Source organism: Arthrobacter sp. GQ119 (genome assembly GCF_059759125.1).
In genome coordinates, this window is sequence record NZ_JCAXEA010000015.1 from 61,474 (window position 1) to 78,278 (window position 16,805).

Consider the following 16,805-nt stretch of genomic DNA (forward strand, 5'->3'; position numbering starts at 1 on the left):
GATAGTGCCGGTATTCCGGGTCCCCGCTCAGGTGAGCTAAAACTAAAAACGCCCCGCGCAGATGCACGGGGCTGGGCTCAACGCAGTAAGAACTGCGGAGCTTTGCTTCGTTCACCTGCGTTGGCCGCCCTATGTCAGGGTCCTTCGTCCGGAAACCCACTGGTTCTTCCGCGCGTAACTGCAGAGTTGAGCTGAGCTCGAAAGAGTGGATTTCCAACAACCGACGGTCTTTGGTAGTTCAAGCTTACGGGACACGGTACCGGACCGCCAAATCGGCCTAGCTGTTGCTGGGCCCCGTGTCCGGCAGTTCCTTCTGCCAGATCCCGGTGACGCCCGCCGTCGTGAACCCCAGCTGGCGGTTTACCGTCAGGAGGTACCGGTTCTCCGGAGCGTTCCACGTGTAAATCACGCGCGCATCGGGGAACTGCTCCGTGAGCCGCTCCATATTGGCCACCTTGATCAGCAGGCCCAGCTTGTTCCCGCGGTGTTCCTGCAGCACAACAGTGTCATCCTGGAAGACAACGTCCTGCCGCTGCGCCAGGACGCTGATGGTGGTCAGCCCCACCAGCATTCCGGAGGCAATATGTTCGACGGCGGTCACCACCGTGCGCCGTCCCTGGGCGATGGTCACGTCCTCCGTTTCCCGCAGGATGCGGGCATCGAACACCATCCCGTCGCCCTCGGCACCCGGGGCAGGCAAAGCATCCCCGCCGGCCTGGTTCTCCAGGACTGCGACGGCTTCCAGCCAGCGTTCCGGACACCGGTCGGTCCAATGGTGCAGGCGGTACCGGCCGTTGTTGGTTTCCTGCGCCTCAGCCTCGAGTTCCGCCACGAGCTTGGTGTCGAGCGGCAGGGAGCAGGAACTGAACTGCTCGATGTGCTGGAGGGTGTAGCCGGTACGGCGGGCGAAGTCGACTTCCCTGCTCCCGAGCGGCACGAAACCCTGCCCGGATTCCGGCACCAGCTGCTCCTCTGCAAATTCATGCAGCGACGCCCCGGGGTGGTTCGTGTCGATCAGGATCATGGACCTGCCCTCGTCGCGGGCAAATCCTTCCGCGGCCTCCAGCAGCTGCCGGCCGACCCCTTGGCCCTGGTATTCGGGCAGAATGTCCAGCGTGAACTCGGCCAGGTCAAGGTTGTCCGCCAGGGGCAGGGCAATGTCCACGGTGCCCACGATCTCGCCGTCAATCTTGGCAACGAGGATGACCTGCCGCTCGTAGGGATCGTCCAGTTCCAGGAGCTTCTCCAGCGGGGCGTACGCGAGGTCGTCGCTCCCCCACGTCTGCATCCTGACCTTGCGGCCCACTTCCACTGCGGCCAGAAAGTCCGCAGCGTCGGGCGCATCGATGGAACTCGGGATGAACAACTGCTCTATCCGCACTTCACTTGCCATGGGGCATCTTCCCAGCCGTTTCTGCCTCTTGCCGTCTCAGGGGACGGGTTTAAGTCCACGCGGAGCATCCATCGCCAGCATATGCCGGTTAGCGGCGGCGCTGCCACTCACCGTCGTACCCGGCGGGCCGGAAGCCGAGCGCCACATTAATGGCGAGCATATGGCCGTTCTCCGCGGCGTTGAACGTGAGGACCCGCTCCACCGATGGATGTTCCGCTGCCATGCGCCGCAGATTGAGGATCTTGACCAGCATGCCCAGGCGGTTGCCCCGGTGCTTCGCGGCCACGAGGGTGTCCTCCTGCTCCGCGATCCAGGGTTTCGACGCGGAGTACTGCAGGACCGAATAGGCGGCGAGCTCACCGCTGGCGGTGTGCCGTGCCACGGCAACGAGGGACTCCTGTCCGGTTGCCTTCCACTCATCCTCGACGTGCCGGACCCGTTTGGCATCCCATGTTTCCGGATCGTAGTGGAGCGCCCCTGCCGGGCTGTCGATGCTCATCCGGGACATGAGCACTGCCATCTGGGACACATATTCGTCCGGGCAGCGGTCCGTCCAGCTGAGGAGTTCATAGCGGTTGCCGGCGACGGCGGACGCCTCGCGTTCCAGCGCGTCCAGCATCCCGTCCGACGGCGGCATGTCCAGGGCGCTGAACCGCGTCACCTGCTCCAGTATGTAGCCGGCGGCCAGTGCAAACCTGACCGCGCGGGACTCCGCGGGAACCCCGCCGGCGCCTGTTCCCGGCTTCAGGATGCCGGATCCGTCCGGATCGAAGCCGGGAGGGTGCTCGGTGAAGCTCTGCAGGGTGGTCCGGCCGCTGTTCGCGGCAACACCCTCGGCGTGCTCCAGCAGCGCCCGCCCGATGCCGCGGCCGGTGAACCCGTTCAGCACATCAACCCGGACCATGGCGTCCTGCAGGTTCTCTTCCAGCGGCAGCCTGATCCACGATCTGGCGGCCAAGCGCCCGTCAAGGCGCACGAAGAACAGGCGCATCTGCTGGTACTCGTCGTCCCGCCAGGCCTCCAGACGGGCTTCGCGGGGCATGGCGCGGTCAAGGTTTCCCCACGTTTCCAGCACCAGGGCATCGCTGAGCTCGCTGTACTCCAGGAAGTCTGCAGCGTCCGGCGCTTCGAGGGAGGCGGGAAGTACCAAAGGTTCTATGCGGTAGGACATCGTCGTCACCGGTTCAGCCTAGCTTCACGGCCGTGCGCGCTCCAGAGGACGGCTATGGCTGCCCGCAGCGAATCCGTGCAACGAAAGAACCGCCCGGCGCAGTGCCGGGCGGTTCTTTCGTGTCTGCCGGAAACCCGGCGGGCGTTCGCGAGGATTAAGCCTCGATCAGCACCTTGGTGACGTTGGGGTCAACCGTGATGCCGGGACCGAACGTGGTGGCAACCGTTGCCTTCTGGATGTAGCGGCCCTTGGAAGCGGACGGCTTCAGGCGAAGCACCTCTTCGAGAGCGGCTGCGTAGTTCTCAGCCAGCTTGACGGCGTCGAACGAAACCTTGCCGATGATGAAGTGCAGGTTGGAGTGCTTGTCGACGCGGAAGTCGATCTTTCCACCCTTGATGTCGTTGACGGCCTTGGCGACGTCAGCGGTCACGGTGCCGGTCTTCGGGTTCGGCATGAGGTTACGCGGGCCGAGGACCTTACCGAGGCGGCCAACCTTGCCCATGAGGTCAGGGGTGGCAACGGCTGCGTCGAAGTCGGTCCAGCCGCCGGAGATCTTCTCGATCAGGTCGTCGGAACCAACGAAGTCGGCGCCGGCAGCGATTGCTGCTTCAGCCTTGTCGCCGGTTGCGAAAACGAGAACGCGGGCGGTCTTACCGGTGCCGTGCGGCAGGTTGACGGTGCCACGGACCATCTGGTCAGCCTTACGCGGGTCAACACCCAGGCGGAAAGCGACCTCAACGGTCGCGTCGAACTTCGAAGGGTTGATTTCCTTCGCCAGGCTGATGGCCTCGAACGGGGCGTAAACCTTGTCTGCCTCGATCTTGGCTACGGCTGCCTCATATGCTTTGCTGCGCTTTGCCATGCTGCTTATTTCTCCTTGTGCAGTTGTGGTCTGCGGACCGCGCTGGGCCCTGCCACAGTCGGATTCCGGCGTGGAATCCGCTTTTTATGTTTGGTGGTGCCGGTTTCCCGGCGGTGCTGCCCGTCGTCGTCGGTTTCCCGAACCCAATATCAGGCAGCGGTGGGCCTAACCCTCGACGGTGATACCCATGGAGCGGGCGGTGCCGGCGATGATCTTCGCTGCGCCTTCAAGGCTCGTGGCGTTGAGGTCTTCCATCTTGGTGGAGGCGATCTCGTTGACCTGAGCCTGGGTCAGCTTGGCAACCTTGACGGTGTGCGGGGTAGCTGAACCCTTGGCGACGCCTGCAGCCTTCTTGATGAGCTCTGCAGCCGGCGGGGTCTTGGTGATGAACGTGAAAGAACGGTCTTCGTAGACCGTGATTTCAACGGGAATAACGTTTCCGCGCTGGGCTTCCGTTGCAGCGTTGTACGCCTTGCAGAATTCCATGATGTTGACACCGTGCTGGCCAAGCGCAGGACCGATCGGCGGGGCCGGGTTGGCGGCACCTGCCTGGATCTGCAGCTTGATGAGGCCGGTGACCTTCTTCTTGGGAGCCAATGTAGGGTCCTTCTCTCAAATACGTCCTGGGACACAGGAGCGTGCCTCAGGTGGTTGACCGCCATGGCGAGGCGGCCTGCCGTCCCGGTACTGCTAAAGCGGGCAGTTCCGGGACGAAATCTATGGGTGTTGCTAGATCTTGGAGACCTGGTTGAACGCCAGGGTAACCGGGGTTTCGCGTTCGAAGATGGAAACCAGCACCACCAGGGTCTGGGACTCCACCTTGATCTCGGAGATCGTGGCGGGGAGGGTCTCGAACGGACCTTCCTTGACGATGACCGATTCGCCGACCTCGAAGTCGACGTCGACCGGGGCAGCGGCGTGCTTAACCGGCTTGCCCTTCTCGGCCTGCTCTTCCTCGAAGACCGGGGCGAGCATGGAGAAGACCTCGTCGAGGCGCAGCGGCACGGGGTTGTGGGCGTTGCCCACAAAGCCGGTGACACCGGGCGTGTGGCGGACGGCGCCCCAGGAGGCGTCGGTCAGGTCCATGCGGACCAGGACGTAGCCGGGGATGCGGACGCGGTTGATGACCTTGCGCTGGGCGTTCTTGATCTCAACGACTTCTTCCATCGGCACCTGGATTTCGAAGATGTAATCTTCCATGTCCAGGGTCTGGATGCGGGTCTCGAGGTTGGCCTTCACGCGGTTCTCGTAGCCTGCGTAGGAGTGGATGACGTACCAGTCACCCTCCTGGCGGCGCAGTTTCGCCTTGAACTCTTCGGCGGGGTCCGTGGCCTTGGCGGCGGCTGCTGCCAGGGCGTCCGACTCGGCGGCCGGCTCCTCGTCGCCCTCGGCGGCGTCGTTGGAGTCAGCTTCCTCGGCGTCCGAGTCAGCGGCGTCAGCAACGCCGTCCTCATCCTCTGCGGCGGAGTCGGCGTCAGCAGCGCCGTCGAAATCGGGTGCAGCAGACTCAACCTCAGACCCTTCGGCGGACTCCGCCGCCGGATTCTGGGTTTCATCCAGCTCAGTCTCAGTTACCTCGAGCTTGTGCTCAGACACTTGGTCTCCTGCTTCCTCATTGCCTAACTTGCCTATTTAAATGGCTCAATTCCGCACACTCCGCAGCTCCTCCGAAAATTCGGAAGAGTCCACGCAGTCTGCGGACCGATCGCCTTAGCGGTCCGAGGGGGCCGTACCGCCGAAGACCCAGCTCACCGCGGTGCCGAAGCCCAGGTCCAGCAAGGTGACGATGACCATCATGATGGCCACGAATACCAGCACCACGAGTGTGTAGTTGATCAGTTCCCTGCGGGTCGGTGCAACGACCTTCTTCAATTCGCCGATGACCTGGCGGATGAAGAGTGCGATTCGAGCGAAGAAGCCGGCCTTGTCGGCGTTCTTTGCGGGGCGGCCCTTGGAGCTGCTTGCAGCTGTTTCGGTCACCTGGTCCTCACTCATCCTCGCAATGTCGGATTACCCGGCTCTGAACTGAACCATGGTTGCTGCGCTTGCTCCGGCTTCCGCCGGAACAGCTTGCGCAGGGCAGACAGGACTCGAACCTGCAACCTGCGGTTTTGGAGACCGCTGCGCTACCAATTGCGCCACTACCCTATGGACCAACACTGATCCGTGGGGTCGAAAACTGATTCAGGCCGCAGTCGATCCCAGAAATTTCCTGAGGCGCACGTCATCATCGTGTTTTCAACACCGGAGAACTAGTCTACGCAACAACTTCGCTCACGTCGAACCAGCCTCGTTTCGGTCCGTTCTTCGGCGGCGGAATCCCACTGCCAGGCAGTCACAAACCGCGGCCCCACCTCGAACGATCCGGTGAACAGCATAGAGTAGATTCCGTCGAATTCCACCATTCAGCTACCGAGCTGCAATCGAAGAACGGACCCGCCATGTCTGCCGCCCGCGTTTCCCAGCGCATTTCCGCCATTGCCGAATCCGCCACCCTGGCTGTCGATGCCAAGGCCAAGGCGCTAAAGGCGGCCGGCCGGCCCGTGATTGGCTTCGGTGCAGGCGAGCCGGACTTCCCCACACCGGATTACATCGTCAAGGCCGCCATCGAAGCCGCAAGCCAGCCGAAGTACCACCGCTACTCCCCTGCCGCCGGCCTGCCGGAGCTGAAGAAAGCCATTGCGGAGAAGACCTTCCGGGACTCCGGTTACAAGGCCGATCCCTCCCAGGTACTGGTCACCAACGGCGGCAAGCAGGCCGTCTACAACACCTTCGCCACGCTGGTGGACCCGGGCGACGAAGTGATTGTCCCCACGCCTTTCTGGACCACGTACCCGGAAGCCATCCGGCTGGCCGGCGGTGTGCCCGTGGAGGTCTTCGCCGGACCCGAGCAGGACTACCTCGTCACCGTGGAGCAGCTGGAGGCGGCCGTGACGGACCGCACGAAGATCCTGCTCTTCGTCTCCCCTTCCAACCCCACCGGCTCCGTTTACTCCCCCGAGCAGGTCGCCGAAATTGGCAAGTGGGCCGCTGCCAAGGGCCTCTGGGTGGTCACCGACGAGATCTACGAGCACCTGACTTACGACGGCGTCCCCTTCACCTCGATCGCGACCGCGGCCCCCGAGCTCGGCGACAAGGTGGTCATCCTCAATGGTGTGGCCAAGACCTACGCCATGACCGGCTGGCGCGTGGGCTGGATGATCGGCCCGGCCGACGTCATCAAGGCCGCCACCAACCTCCAGTCCCATGCCACGTCCAACGTGTCCAACATCCCGCAGATCGCGGCCCTCGCCGCCGTCTCCGGTCCGCTGACCGCCGTCGACGAGATGAAGGTGGCCTTCGACCGCCGCCGCAAGGCTATCGTCGCCGGCCTCAACGCCATCGAGGGCATCGAATGCCCGACGCCGAAGGGCGCCTTCTACGTCTACGCGGACGTTCGCGCCCTGCTCGGCAAGGAGTTCCCGACGGCGAATGGTCCCGTCCGCCCTGCAACGTCCGCCGAACTCGCGGCGCTGATCCTGGACGAGGTTGAGGTGGCCGTGGTTCCCGGCGAGGCCTTCGGCCCCTCCGGCTACCTGCGCCTGTCCTACGCCCTCGGCGACGACGACCTGGCCACCGGTGTTGCCCGTCTGCAGGACTTCCTGGGCAAGGCCCAGTAGCAGCAGATGCTCCCGCACTTCCCGCCGCGCTTGGGGTTAAGCGGCCGGAAGTGCGGGAGCGTTCCAGCGGTTAGAGCAGCCGGCGCTCCGCGGCCCACTTGGTCAGTTCGTGCCGGCTGGAGAGCTGCAGCTTCCGCAGCACCGCCGAGACGTGCGTTTCCACGGTCTTGATGGAGATGAACAGCTCCTTCGCCACCTCCTTGTAGCTGTAGCCGCGCGCGATGAGCCTCATGACCTCGAGTTCGCGGGCTGAGAGCTTGTCCAGTTCGTCATCGGCAATGTCGGCGGGGGCGGTACCGAATGCGTCCAGGACGAAGCCGGCGAGCCGGGGCGAAAACACGGCGTCGCCGCCGGCCACCCGGAAGACAGCGTCCGTGATCTCCGCCCCGGAAATCGTCTTGGTCACATAGCCGCGGGCTCCGGCACGGATCACGGCGACCACGTCCTCGGCGGCGTCCGACACACTGAGCGCCAGGAACTTCGTGGTGCCCAGCATCGAAGCTGAGCCGGCGATGACCTCCCGCCCGCCCCCGCCCAGGCCGCCGGGGAGGTGAACGTCGAGCAGCACCACCTCGGGCCGGGTGCGGGCGATGACCTCGATGGCCTGCTCCACCGTTCCCGCCTCCCCCACGACGACCACCCGCGGATCGAGGTCGGCCTTCAGGCCAGAGCGGAAGATTGCGTGGTCGTCCACGATCACCACCCTCACGGTTCCGTCGTGGCCTCCTGCCTGTGGCCCGTTCAGTGCCGACGTGCTCATGGCTTTCCTTCCCCGTCTTCAGCCGCGGCGGCAGGAAGCTTCAGGCGAACCTCCGTGCCGTCCGGGCTGCTGTTGATGTCGGCGGTGCCGCCGTGCCGTTTCATCCGGCCAATGATTGATTCGCGGACGCCCAGCCTGTCTTCCGGAACGGCCTGCAGTTCGAATCCTGCGCCGCGGTCCTTCACGAAGACTTCAACGCCGCCGTCGGACACCTCAAGGTACACGGAGACGGGGCCGCCGCCGTGCCGGGAGGCGTTGAGCATGGCCTCGCGGCTGGCCTGGACCAGGGCCTCGTGCCGGTCGGTCATCGCCGTGTCGCCCACGCTCACCACATCCACCGCATTGCCAAGGCCGTCCTCGACCTCGGCAGCGGCCGCCTTGATCCGGTCAGAGAGCTGACCGGACTCCTTGGCCGGGTCCTTGAAGAGCCAGCCGCGAAGTTCCCGCTCCTGTGCCCGGGCCAGCCGCACGACGTCGTGCTCGTTGCCGGCGCGGCGCTGGATCAGGGCGAGGGTCTGCAGTACCGAGTCGTGCAGGTGGGCGGCGATTTCCGCGCGCTCGCTCTCGCGCACCCTGCCGGCGCGTTCGGTCTCGAGGTCGCGCCAGAACTTCAGGCCCCACGGCAGCAGCACCAGCGCCACACCGCCCAGCACCGCCACGGACGCCAGCAGCGCCAGCCAGGTCTGTTCCCAGGAGCCGGAGCCAGAGACCATCACGAGCACACCGGCCACTACGAGCGCCAGCCCGGCGGCCAGCCGTGCCCAGCCGCCTGCCTGGTCCGCCTTGGTCTTGTCCACCAGGCCGGCGCGGCGTGTCTCGTCGAGCTGCATCCAGGCGATGGCGGCACCGCCGAGGATGGCCGCGGCGGGGATGAGCGTCCCCAGCGGGACGTCCGCACCGAGCAGCCTGGCAATCAGGATCCCCGCCACGAGCAGCAGGCCCGAACCAAGCAGGATTTCCTTGCCATAGCGCATGCTGCGCACCCGGAACCAGGGACCCGTGCTGTCGGAGGCGATGCCCTCGGCAGCCGGACCGGCGGCTGGGCCGGTGGTCCGGGGCCCCGGGCCGGCGGTCCCGGGTCGCTGGCCGGCCGGCGTCGGCTGGAAGGAGGTTCCGGCGTCGTACGTTGCGGAGGGGAAGGCGGCTGCAAAAGGCTGGGGGACGGCGGACTGGACTGGAGGACCGCCCGCCGTGGGGCTGGTCACCCCAAGGCCACTCACTGCGGGGCCGCTCACTGCCGGCCCACTCACTGCGGGCGCAATGGGCGACGCCGGGCGCCTGGCGTTCCGCCGGGCGGCTTCGTCTGCGGTTGGAACCATGATCCAGAGCCACGCATAGAAAACGAGCCCCGCGCCGCCGGCGAGCGCGGCCACGGCCATCCCGAGGCGCACCATGCGGACCGGCCAGCCGAGGTGCGCTGACAGGCCGGAGCAGACCCCGGCAATCACGCGGTCGCTGCTGCGGACGAGCGGCGGGCGGACGGGAACGGTGGCCATGCATCAATCCAAACACGGATCAGGGTTTCGGGGACCGCATTCCGGCCCGGACCAGGGGCCAGTCAGGGGCGGCCCAGGGTACTCCCCAATAGAGGCGGAGAGCATGGAACGGCAGTATCGAAGTATGAACTCGCAAAACCCAAATCCCTCTGATGGGCAGCAGCCCTCCGACAGGTCGGACGACCAGACCCGTCCCCTCGAGGCATCCCAGCCATCCCCGCCGGAGCCGTCCACTGACGGTCCCGCCGACCATCCCGCCGAGGGTCCCGCCGAACGCCGGCACGAAGCCGCCGCCGGTCCTGCCTTCGGCACGGGCTATGGCCAGGCGCCCCGGCAACTGGACTTCTTCGACTGGATCCGCAGCCACGGCGTATACCGCGGACGGGACCGCTGGATCGGGGGCGTCTCGAGCGGCATTGCCGAGCGGATGGGCATCGATCCACTGATCGTGCGGGGCATCTTCATCGTGCTGACCCTGTTTGCCGGCATCGGGGTGGTGCTTTACGGCATCGGCTGGGCGCTCCTCCCGGAGCCGGACGGCCGGATCCATACGCAGGAGGCAGGGGCCGGCCGCTGGACCGGCGGCATGACGGGAGCCCTGGTCACCACGGTTATCGGCTTCACGGGCATGGGCGGCGGTTACTGGGGCTGGGGCCGCGACGGCTTCGGCTTCTTCTGGGCGCTGTTCTGGATCGGAGGCCTCGTTTACCTCATCTACTTCCTCACCCAGCGCAACAGAAAGCGCACTGGAGCAGCCATGAACCACACACCGGCGGACAGCAGCTCCGCTTATGGATACACAGCCACAGGCGGCTCCCCCGCCGACGGCTCTGCAGCCGCGTTCGCTGCGGGCACGCCAGCGGCGTCGACGACGTACGGTGCCGGGCCGGCGTCGGAACCCCACCCGCCGTACGCGCCCAACAGCCCTTACGCCCCCAACACCCCGTACGGCACCCAAACACCGTACGGCGGCACCGGCCAGGGCCACGTCCCGCCGTATGGCGGCGGCTTCGGCAGCGTACCGCCGCGCGGACCGGCGCCGGTGCCGACACCCGTTCCGGCACCGAAGTCAAAGCCGGCAGGGCCTGGCGCCCCCGCCGTCGCCATCACCGCAGGCCTTGCGCTGCTGGTCGGCGGCTCGCTCAAAGCGCTCGACGCCGGAAACGTGATTGATCTGGGCGATTCCGCGAACGCAATAGTTTGGGCCAGCGGTGCTGCCGTCCTCGGCCTGGGAATCCTGCTGGCCGGCCTCCGGGGCAGGACCTCCGGGGTCCTCGGCTTCTTCGCAGTGGTTGCCCTGATCATTGGCGGCATCTTCAATGCAGTTCCGAACGGTGAACGATTCCGCTTCCAGAACGCAGACTGGAACCCCGCGAGCATCGAGCAGGCCCGCGACGGGTTCCAGATCACTGGAGGCCGGGGAACCGTTGACCTCACCGGACTGAACCCGGCCGCGCCGCTGCCCGCCGACGTCGTCGTCCCCATGGACGTGACCGCCAGCAACGTCACGGTCATCCTGCCGAGGACAGTGCCGGTGGACGTCCGGGCCGACATGACGCTGGGAAACCTGCATGAAGGCACGAACCAGCGCGGCGGCATCACCTCCAGGCAGAGCAGCTACAACACTGACAGGCCCGGCGCCCGGCTGATCCTGCAGATCGACGGCACGGTCAGCACCATCACCATCCAGGAAGGAAACTGACATGAGCAGCTTCGACCCCGCACCGGACTCCTCTTCCACGCCCGACACCTCCAAGGCACCCGATCCGCTGACGGCCGAGCCGGCTGAGCCAGCGCCCGCTTCGGCACGCGTCGGGACCATCGTCTGGGGGCTCGTGGTTCTCGCGCTGGCCGTCCTGATCATCATCTCCCAGCTGGGGATCGTGGTCCTGAACGGCACGTACGTCCTGATCGGCCTCATGATCGGCGCCGGCGCCGCCTTGGTCATCGGCGGACTGCTTTCCGCCCGCCGACGTGACAACGGCCCCACAACCGGGAAGGCTTGAGGCATGGAAAAGTTCTATAGCATCGTCAGGGGCCTCGGCCTGAAACGCGGTCCGCAGCGCTGGCTCGGCGGAGTCTGCGGCGGGATCGCCGACAAATTCAATGTGGACGTCGCCTACGTCCGGATCGGTTTCCTCATCTTCTGCCTCCTGCCCGGTCCGGCTGTGGTGTTCTATCTGGCGGCATGGCTGGTCCTGCCGAACCAGAACAACGTCATCGCCCTCGAATCCTTCCTCGAGAAGCGCGGCAACCGCTCCTGACGGACGACGGCGGCCGGCCAACTCAGTGCCCCTGCTCCACGGAGCAGGGGCACTGCTGCTTAAGCCGCACACCCCGGCAGGCACTGCATGTAATCGTTTGTGTCCTCGACCACACTGCCCACTAGAATCTAGGTGAGCTCAGCGTGGCGCTCTGCCTGTATACCTTCGAACCAGGATTTGAGCCGAAATAATGAAAATTGGAATCCTCACCAGCGGCGGCGACTGCCCCGGACTGAATGCCGTGATCCGCGGTGCGGTCCTCAAAGGCATCGCCATCCACGGCCACGAATTCGTGGGGTTCCTCGACGGATGGCGCGGCGTGGTCGAGGGGGACATCATCCCGATCCCCCGCACGCTGGTCCGAGGCATTGCCAAGCAGGGCGGCACCATCCTTGGTACCTCCCGCACCAACCCGTTCGAGAACGGCGGCGGACCGGAAGTCATCAAGGCCCACATGGACCGGCTCGGCATTGACGCCATCATCGCCATCGGCGGCGAAGGCACGCTCGCCGCCGCCAAGCGCCTCACAGACGCCGGCCTGAAAATCGTGGGCGTTCCCAAGACCGTGGACAACGACCTCGACGCCACGGACTACACATTCGGTTTCGACACCGCCGTGCAGATCGCCACCGAAGCCATCGACCGCCTGCGCACCACCGGAGAATCACACCACCGCTGCATGATCGCGGAGGTCATGGGCCGCCACGTTGGGTGGATCGCATTGCATGCCGGCATGGCCTCGGGCGCGCACGCCATTCTGATACCGGAGCAGAAGGTCAGCATCGAGCAGATCACCAAATGGGTGACCGAGGCCCATGACCGTGGCCGTGCGCCGCTGGTGGTGGTAGCCGAGGGCTTCGTGCCGGAACACATGGAATCCCCGCACTCCGAACGCGGCCTGGACACGTTTGGCCGGCCGCGGCTGGGCGGCATCGCCGACCAGCTTGCCCCGGAAATCGAAGCCCGCACCGGCATCGAGACCCGCGCCACCATCCTCGGCCACATCCAGCGCGGCGGGGTTCCGTCCGCCTTCGACCGCGTGCTCGCGACCCGGCTCGGCATGGCCGCCATCGACTCCGTGGTCGAAGGCCGCTGGGGCACCATGGTTTCCCTGAACGGCACCGACATCGACCACGTCGGCTTCGAAGCGGCCCTCGGCAAGCTGAAGACCGTCCCGCAGCACCGCTACGACGAAGCCGCGGTCCTCTTCGGCTAACCCGCCGCTCCTGCGCCCCGCTCCTTCCCGCTCCCGCCCGCGGCGCGAACCGGCAGATAATGCCCTCTTCCCTGACTTTTGAGGGCATTATCTGCCTGTTCGCGCTTCCCCGGAGGGGCCTAAGTGTCCGTTCGCGCTTCGTGGGCGGCGGGGGTCGGTAGGCTGGAGTCATGAGCCTTGAGTCCCACTCCGCCGCCGTCATTCAGCTGGCCTGGGCACGCCGGCTGGGGCTCGACGACGGCGCTTTCACCAGCGCACTGGAAACCGGCGAGCGTATCACCCGGGCGGACGATTCGGCGCGCTCCGTGGAGTTCGTCCGCCTGTTCGGCAGCTCCGCGCTGGTTGGGCCGCAGTGGGCCCTGGACGCCGCCGCCGGCATCGCCGATGAGGAAATGGCTCAGCACGTGACGCTGCTGACCATCACACGGCAGCACGGCGGGCACGGCCAGGGCTCTGCCGCACTGTTCTTCGCCGACGACCTGCCGCTGCTGCAGCTCTCCGGGGAACTGACCGTCTCCCACGGGAATCCGGAGGCCATCGAACTGGAGGGGCTGTGCCCGCCTGACGACGTCAACGAAGTGGGGCTCTCGGACCTCGAAAACCGCTACACGATCCTGCACCATGAGGATGGCCGCAACATGCCTGTGGCCTGCGGCGCGTACTCCGAGTGGGAAGGGATTCTGGCGCACATGGGCGTGCTCGTGGCACCGCGGTGGCGCCGCCGCGGCGTGGGGTCGCTGGCAGCGTCGATCGCAGCCCACGAGGCGCTCGCATCGGGGCTGACGCTGCAGTGGCGCACCGACGTCAGCAACAAGGGCTCGCTGGCCATTGCGCGGAGCCTGGGCTTCGCCACGGGCGGCATCGAGACCAGCGTGCTGCTGGGCTGAGGCAGCGCGGCTAGGGCGACTTGGCCGCTGCCGTTTCCGCAGCCGCCGGCTGCTGCCCGTCCCAGCCGTGGACGGGATTCGGCCGGGCGAAGAAAAGGGCCACAGCGGCGCCCAGCACGATCACGGCCGCAGGCAGCATGATCGACTGGCCCATCGCCGTCGAGAATCCCTCATGGAGCGCCTCCGGAAGCTGGCCGCCGAAGCTCATGGCCTCGCCGCCCGGCCCGGCCTCCCCTGGCGCGCCGGCGGCCGGAAGCTCGGCCGCGAGCCGGGCCTGCATCAGGACAGCAATGGCCGCACTGCCGAGGACGGCACCGATCTGCCTGGCGGTGTTGTACACGCCGGCCCCGGCACCGGCCTGCCGCGGCGGCAGGTTGCGGGTGGCCGTGGAACTCAGCGGAGCCCAGATGCCCGCGTTCGCGAAGCCAAGCAGGGCACTCGGCAGCAGGAACAGCCACACGGGGGTCTCCGGATGCATGAGGGCAGAGTTCCAGAACAGCGCCACGGCCATGAGCAGCAGCCCGGCGGAGGTGAGGTACTTCGGGTTCACCCGGTCAATGATCCTGCCGACCACCGGGGCCAGGCCGCCGGAAATCAGCGCCATCGGCACCATCATCAGCGCCGACTGCGTGGGCGTCATGCCGCGCACCATCTGGTAGTAGAAGACCAGAGGCAGCCCGAAGGCCGTAACGGTGAACCCCACCGTGGTGATCCCGATGTTTGCGAGCGAGAAATTGCGGTCCTTGAAGAGGCGCAGCGGCAAGAGCGGTTCGCCTTTGTTCACGGCCTGCCAGCCGACGAAAAGCGCCAGCACAACGATTCCGCTGATGATCAGTCCCCAGACCGTCACAGGCCCGGCAATGGTGCCCCAGCTGTAGGTCTCGCCCTCCTGGAGGCCAAACACCAACAGGAAAAGCCCGACGGCGCTGAGCACCACGCCGGGAACGTCGAACCTGTGCGGGTGGGTGGTCAGGGACGGCACGAAACGCCAGGCGAGTATGAATCCCACGATCCCGATAGGGACATTGATGAAGAAGATCCACTCCCAGCCCAGCCCGTCCACCAGCACACCTCCGAGGATCGGACCCACCAGCGTGGCCATGCCTGCGGTGGCACCCCACAGCCCCATGGCGGCCCCACGCCGGTCCGGCGGAAAGATCCGGGTTATCACGGCCATGGTCTGTGGCGTCATGAGTGCAGCGCCGAGGCCTTGAAGGACACGGGCAGCGATCAGCATCTGGACACTGCCGGACAACCCGCACCACAGCGAGGCCACGGTGAAAACGACGAGTCCGGACAGGTAAAGGCGTTTGGGGCCGAAGCGGTCCCCCAGCCTGCCGGTGATGAGCAGCGGCACGGCATACGCCAGCAGGTAGGCGCTCGTGACCCAGATGACGGCGGTGATGTCCGTCCCCAGCCCCTCCATGATCCGCGGATTGGCCACGGAAACGATGGTGGTGTCGATCAGGATCATGAAGAATCCGATGACCAGAGACCAGAGGGCAGGCCACGGCCTGCTGACGTTTTCCAAGAAACTAAGCCAGCAGGTCCTGGATGTCCTTGCGGGCGAACATGTCCGCCGCTGCGCGCGCCGAGGGGGTTCCGGCGTCGGGATCGGCGCCGGCGTCGAGCAGTACCCGGGCCACGTCCGTGTAGCCCTTGAAGACCGCGCCCGCCAGGGGCGTCTGTCCGCGCCCGTTGGCCTGGTTCGCGTCGCCGCCGTGGTACAGGATCAGCTGTACAGTCTCGGCATGCCCGTGATAGGCCGCGAGCATGAGCAGCGAGTCCCCGGCGGCGTTGGTGAGCGTGGCCGGGGCACCGGCGTTGAGGTAGCTCCGGAGCATCTCGGTTTCGCCCGTGCGTGCGGCGTCAAAGAGCCGGTGCGCCAGTTCGAGCGTCTCCTCGTCCATTCCGGCGGCGGCGCCGCCCGGGGCGTTAGGGTCGGTCTGGTCTGTCATTTGTGGGTCCCCCTCAGGAATCCGGTCTGCCGGCCAATCACCTGCCCGGCGTCGGGAGCCACGATTACTTCCTGCGCGGCTGTGTACGGCTCTTCGCCGTCCATGACAGTCAGTATTTCATCCGGTCCGACAGAACGCTTTATGACCGCCAATGCAATGGGACCCATCTCGTAGTGCTGGGCCACTGACGTGACGTTGCCCACCTTGCGCTCCCCCACGAGCACGGGGCTCCCGGCCTCCGGCATGGTGTGCTGGGAGCCGTCGAGCTGCAGGAACACGAGCCTGCGCGGCGGGTGGCCCAGATTGTGTACACGGGCAATGGTTTCCTGGCCCTTGTAGCAGCCTTTGGCCAGGTGGACGGCGGTCCGGAGCAGGTCCAGCTCGTGCGGGATGGTCTTGTCGTCCGTTTCGGCCCCGAGCCGGGGCCGCCAGGCTGCGATGCGCAGGGCTTCGGATGCCGAGATTCCGGCCAGCGGCCGGTCGGCCAGCGTTGCCTCCAGCTCCGCGGCGGGGACCAGGTATTCGAACCACGGACGCTCTGCGCCGGGATGGGCGTCCTCGTCCACTACCGAATAGGCGTACCCGCCGGCGCCGACGTGCGGCCACGGGTCCTGCCAGACCTTCAGGGCGGACCATTCCGGCACGGCGCGGGTGGATCCCAGCACGGCCCAGTCGTCCGAGACGTCCGCGATTTCCACGCGCAGCATGAACTTCATCTTGTTCAGCCACTCCGCGAGCGGGGCAGCCTCGGCGGCTTCCACAATGAGCCAGGTGGTCCCGCCGTCGTCCACTACCCGGGCGTCGAATTCGATACGGCCCTGCACACTCAGCAGCAGCAGCTCGCTGGACTCACCGGGCTGCAGGTCGGTGACCTGCTGGGAGGACAGCGTATTGAGCCAGCTCAGGCGGTCCGGCCCGCTGACAGTCACCACGCCGCGGTGGAAAAGGTCGACGACGGCGGTCCCGGCAGCGAGGGCGCGCTGCTCGCGCAGCGGCTCACCGTAGTGGGATGCGACGCCGGAATCGGCGCCGCCCGCTTCAACGGCTCCAGGGCGCGACAACAGAGGGCTCTTGATAGTCATATGAAGGGAACGTCCTTGGCTTGGCGGGTATTCCGGAGCAGCGAATCGATGCACCGG

Annotated in this window: 17 protein-coding genes and 1 tRNA gene; 6 read left to right on the top strand and 12 right to left on the bottom strand. The window is 66.3% G+C overall.

Annotated elements, in window-relative coordinates; all coding sequences use genetic code 11:
- Positions 1-277 precede the first annotated feature (277 nt).
- The 7 genes from AC6CH3_RS14770 to AC6CH3_RS14800 all read right to left on the bottom strand — a co-directional run bounded on the left by AC6CH3_RS14770 (position 278) and on the right by AC6CH3_RS14800 (position 5,574).
- Positions 278-1,393: a GNAT family N-acetyltransferase gene (locus AC6CH3_RS14770; protein WP_498133137.1), complete on the bottom strand. Its 1,116-nt coding sequence runs from the start codon at positions 1,391-1,393 to the stop codon at positions 278-280.
- Positions 1,394-1,481: 88 nt separating this feature from the next.
- Complete coding sequence (locus AC6CH3_RS14775; protein ID WP_498133206.1) at positions 1,482-2,564, bottom strand: GNAT family N-acetyltransferase; 1,083 nt, start codon at positions 2,562-2,564, stop codon at positions 1,482-1,484.
- A gap of 154 nt (positions 2,565-2,718) precedes the next feature.
- Positions 2,719-3,426 (bottom strand): 50S ribosomal protein L1, encoded by a 708-nt coding sequence (gene rplA / locus AC6CH3_RS14780; protein WP_400580313.1) that lies wholly within the window; start codon positions 3,424-3,426, stop codon positions 2,719-2,721.
- A 165-nt stretch (positions 3,427-3,591) separates the two neighbouring features.
- Positions 3,592-4,023: a 50S ribosomal protein L11 gene (rplK, locus tag AC6CH3_RS14785; RefSeq protein ID WP_003803853.1), complete on the bottom strand. Its 432-nt coding sequence runs from the start codon at positions 4,021-4,023 to the stop codon at positions 3,592-3,594.
- A gap of 132 nt (positions 4,024-4,155) precedes the next feature.
- Entirely contained in the window at positions 4,156-5,022 is an 867-nt protein-coding gene (gene nusG / locus AC6CH3_RS14790; protein ID WP_498133138.1) for a transcription termination/antitermination protein NusG, read from the bottom strand.
- A gap of 114 nt (positions 5,023-5,136) precedes the next feature.
- Positions 5,137-5,421: a preprotein translocase subunit SecE gene (gene secE / locus AC6CH3_RS14795; RefSeq protein ID WP_498133139.1), complete on the bottom strand. Its 285-nt coding sequence runs from the start codon at positions 5,419-5,421 to the stop codon at positions 5,137-5,139.
- A gap of 80 nt (positions 5,422-5,501) precedes the next feature.
- Positions 5,502-5,574 (bottom strand) — tRNA-Trp (locus tag AC6CH3_RS14800).
- A gap of 293 nt (positions 5,575-5,867) precedes the next feature.
- Between AC6CH3_RS14800 and AC6CH3_RS14805 the strand changes: the two genes are divergently transcribed.
- Positions 5,868-7,085 (top strand): pyridoxal phosphate-dependent aminotransferase, encoded by a 1,218-nt coding sequence (locus AC6CH3_RS14805; RefSeq protein ID WP_498133140.1) that lies wholly within the window; start codon positions 5,868-5,870, stop codon positions 7,083-7,085.
- Between the two features lie 70 nt (positions 7,086-7,155).
- Here AC6CH3_RS14805 and AC6CH3_RS14810 read toward each other — a convergent pair whose 3' ends face one another.
- Positions 7,156-7,845: a LuxR C-terminal-related transcriptional regulator gene (locus AC6CH3_RS14810; RefSeq protein WP_498133141.1), complete on the bottom strand. Its 690-nt coding sequence runs from the start codon at positions 7,843-7,845 to the stop codon at positions 7,156-7,158.
- Positions 7,842-9,341, bottom strand: coding sequence for a PspC domain-containing protein (locus AC6CH3_RS14815; protein ID WP_498133142.1), 1,500 nt, complete (start codon positions 9,339-9,341; stop codon positions 7,842-7,844). Before AC6CH3_RS14815 ends, AC6CH3_RS14810 begins: the two co-directional genes overlap by 4 nt.
- 124 nt (positions 9,342-9,465) lie before the next feature.
- On the opposite strand from AC6CH3_RS14815, the gene AC6CH3_RS14820 reads away from it, so the two are divergent.
- The 5 genes from AC6CH3_RS14820 (at position 9,466) to AC6CH3_RS14840 (ending at position 13,708) form a co-directional block, all read left to right on the top strand.
- On the top strand, positions 9,466-11,043 hold the full coding sequence (locus tag AC6CH3_RS14820; protein WP_498133143.1) for a PspC domain-containing protein: 1,578 nt from the start codon (positions 9,466-9,468) through the stop codon (positions 11,041-11,043).
- Between the two features lies 1 nt (position 11,044).
- A complete protein-coding gene (locus tag AC6CH3_RS14825; protein ID WP_498133144.1) occupies positions 11,045-11,347 on the top strand; it encodes a hypothetical protein in 303 nt (100 codons plus the stop codon).
- Between the two features lie 3 nt (positions 11,348-11,350).
- Positions 11,351-11,605 (top strand): PspC domain-containing protein, encoded by a 255-nt coding sequence (locus AC6CH3_RS14830; protein ID WP_494034637.1) that lies wholly within the window; start codon positions 11,351-11,353, stop codon positions 11,603-11,605.
- Positions 11,606-11,795: 190 nt separating this feature from the next.
- Complete coding sequence (locus tag AC6CH3_RS14835) at positions 11,796-12,821, top strand: 6-phosphofructokinase (protein WP_400580328.1); 1,026 nt, start codon at positions 11,796-11,798, stop codon at positions 12,819-12,821.
- A 170-nt stretch (positions 12,822-12,991) separates the two neighbouring features.
- Positions 12,992-13,708 carry a GNAT family N-acetyltransferase gene (locus AC6CH3_RS14840; protein WP_498133145.1) on the top strand — a complete coding sequence of 239 codons (717 nt, stop codon included), beginning with the start codon at positions 12,992-12,994 and terminating at the stop codon, positions 13,706-13,708.
- 10 nt (positions 13,709-13,718) lie between these two features.
- Here the strand turns inward: AC6CH3_RS14840 and AC6CH3_RS14845 are convergent, their stop codons facing one another.
- The 3 genes from AC6CH3_RS14845 to ygfZ are packed head-to-tail and all read right to left on the bottom strand — an operon-like array spanning position 13,719 to position 16,748.
- The gene (locus AC6CH3_RS14845) at positions 13,719-15,239 is read right to left on the bottom strand and encodes a DHA2 family efflux MFS transporter permease subunit (RefSeq protein WP_498133146.1); all 1,521 of its coding nucleotides are present in this window, start codon (positions 15,237-15,239) and stop codon (positions 13,719-13,721) included.
- Between the two features lie 4 nt (positions 15,240-15,243).
- Positions 15,244-15,666, bottom strand: a complete 423-nt coding sequence (locus tag AC6CH3_RS14850) for an ankyrin repeat domain-containing protein (protein ID WP_498133147.1) — start codon at positions 15,664-15,666, stop codon at positions 15,244-15,246.
- Positions 15,663-16,748 carry a CAF17-like 4Fe-4S cluster assembly/insertion protein YgfZ gene (gene ygfZ / locus AC6CH3_RS14855; RefSeq protein ID WP_498133148.1) on the bottom strand — a complete coding sequence of 362 codons (1,086 nt, stop codon included), beginning with the start codon at positions 16,746-16,748 and terminating at the stop codon, positions 15,663-15,665. Before ygfZ ends, AC6CH3_RS14850 begins: the two co-directional genes overlap by 4 nt.
- Between the last annotated feature and the right edge of the window lie 57 nt (positions 16,749-16,805).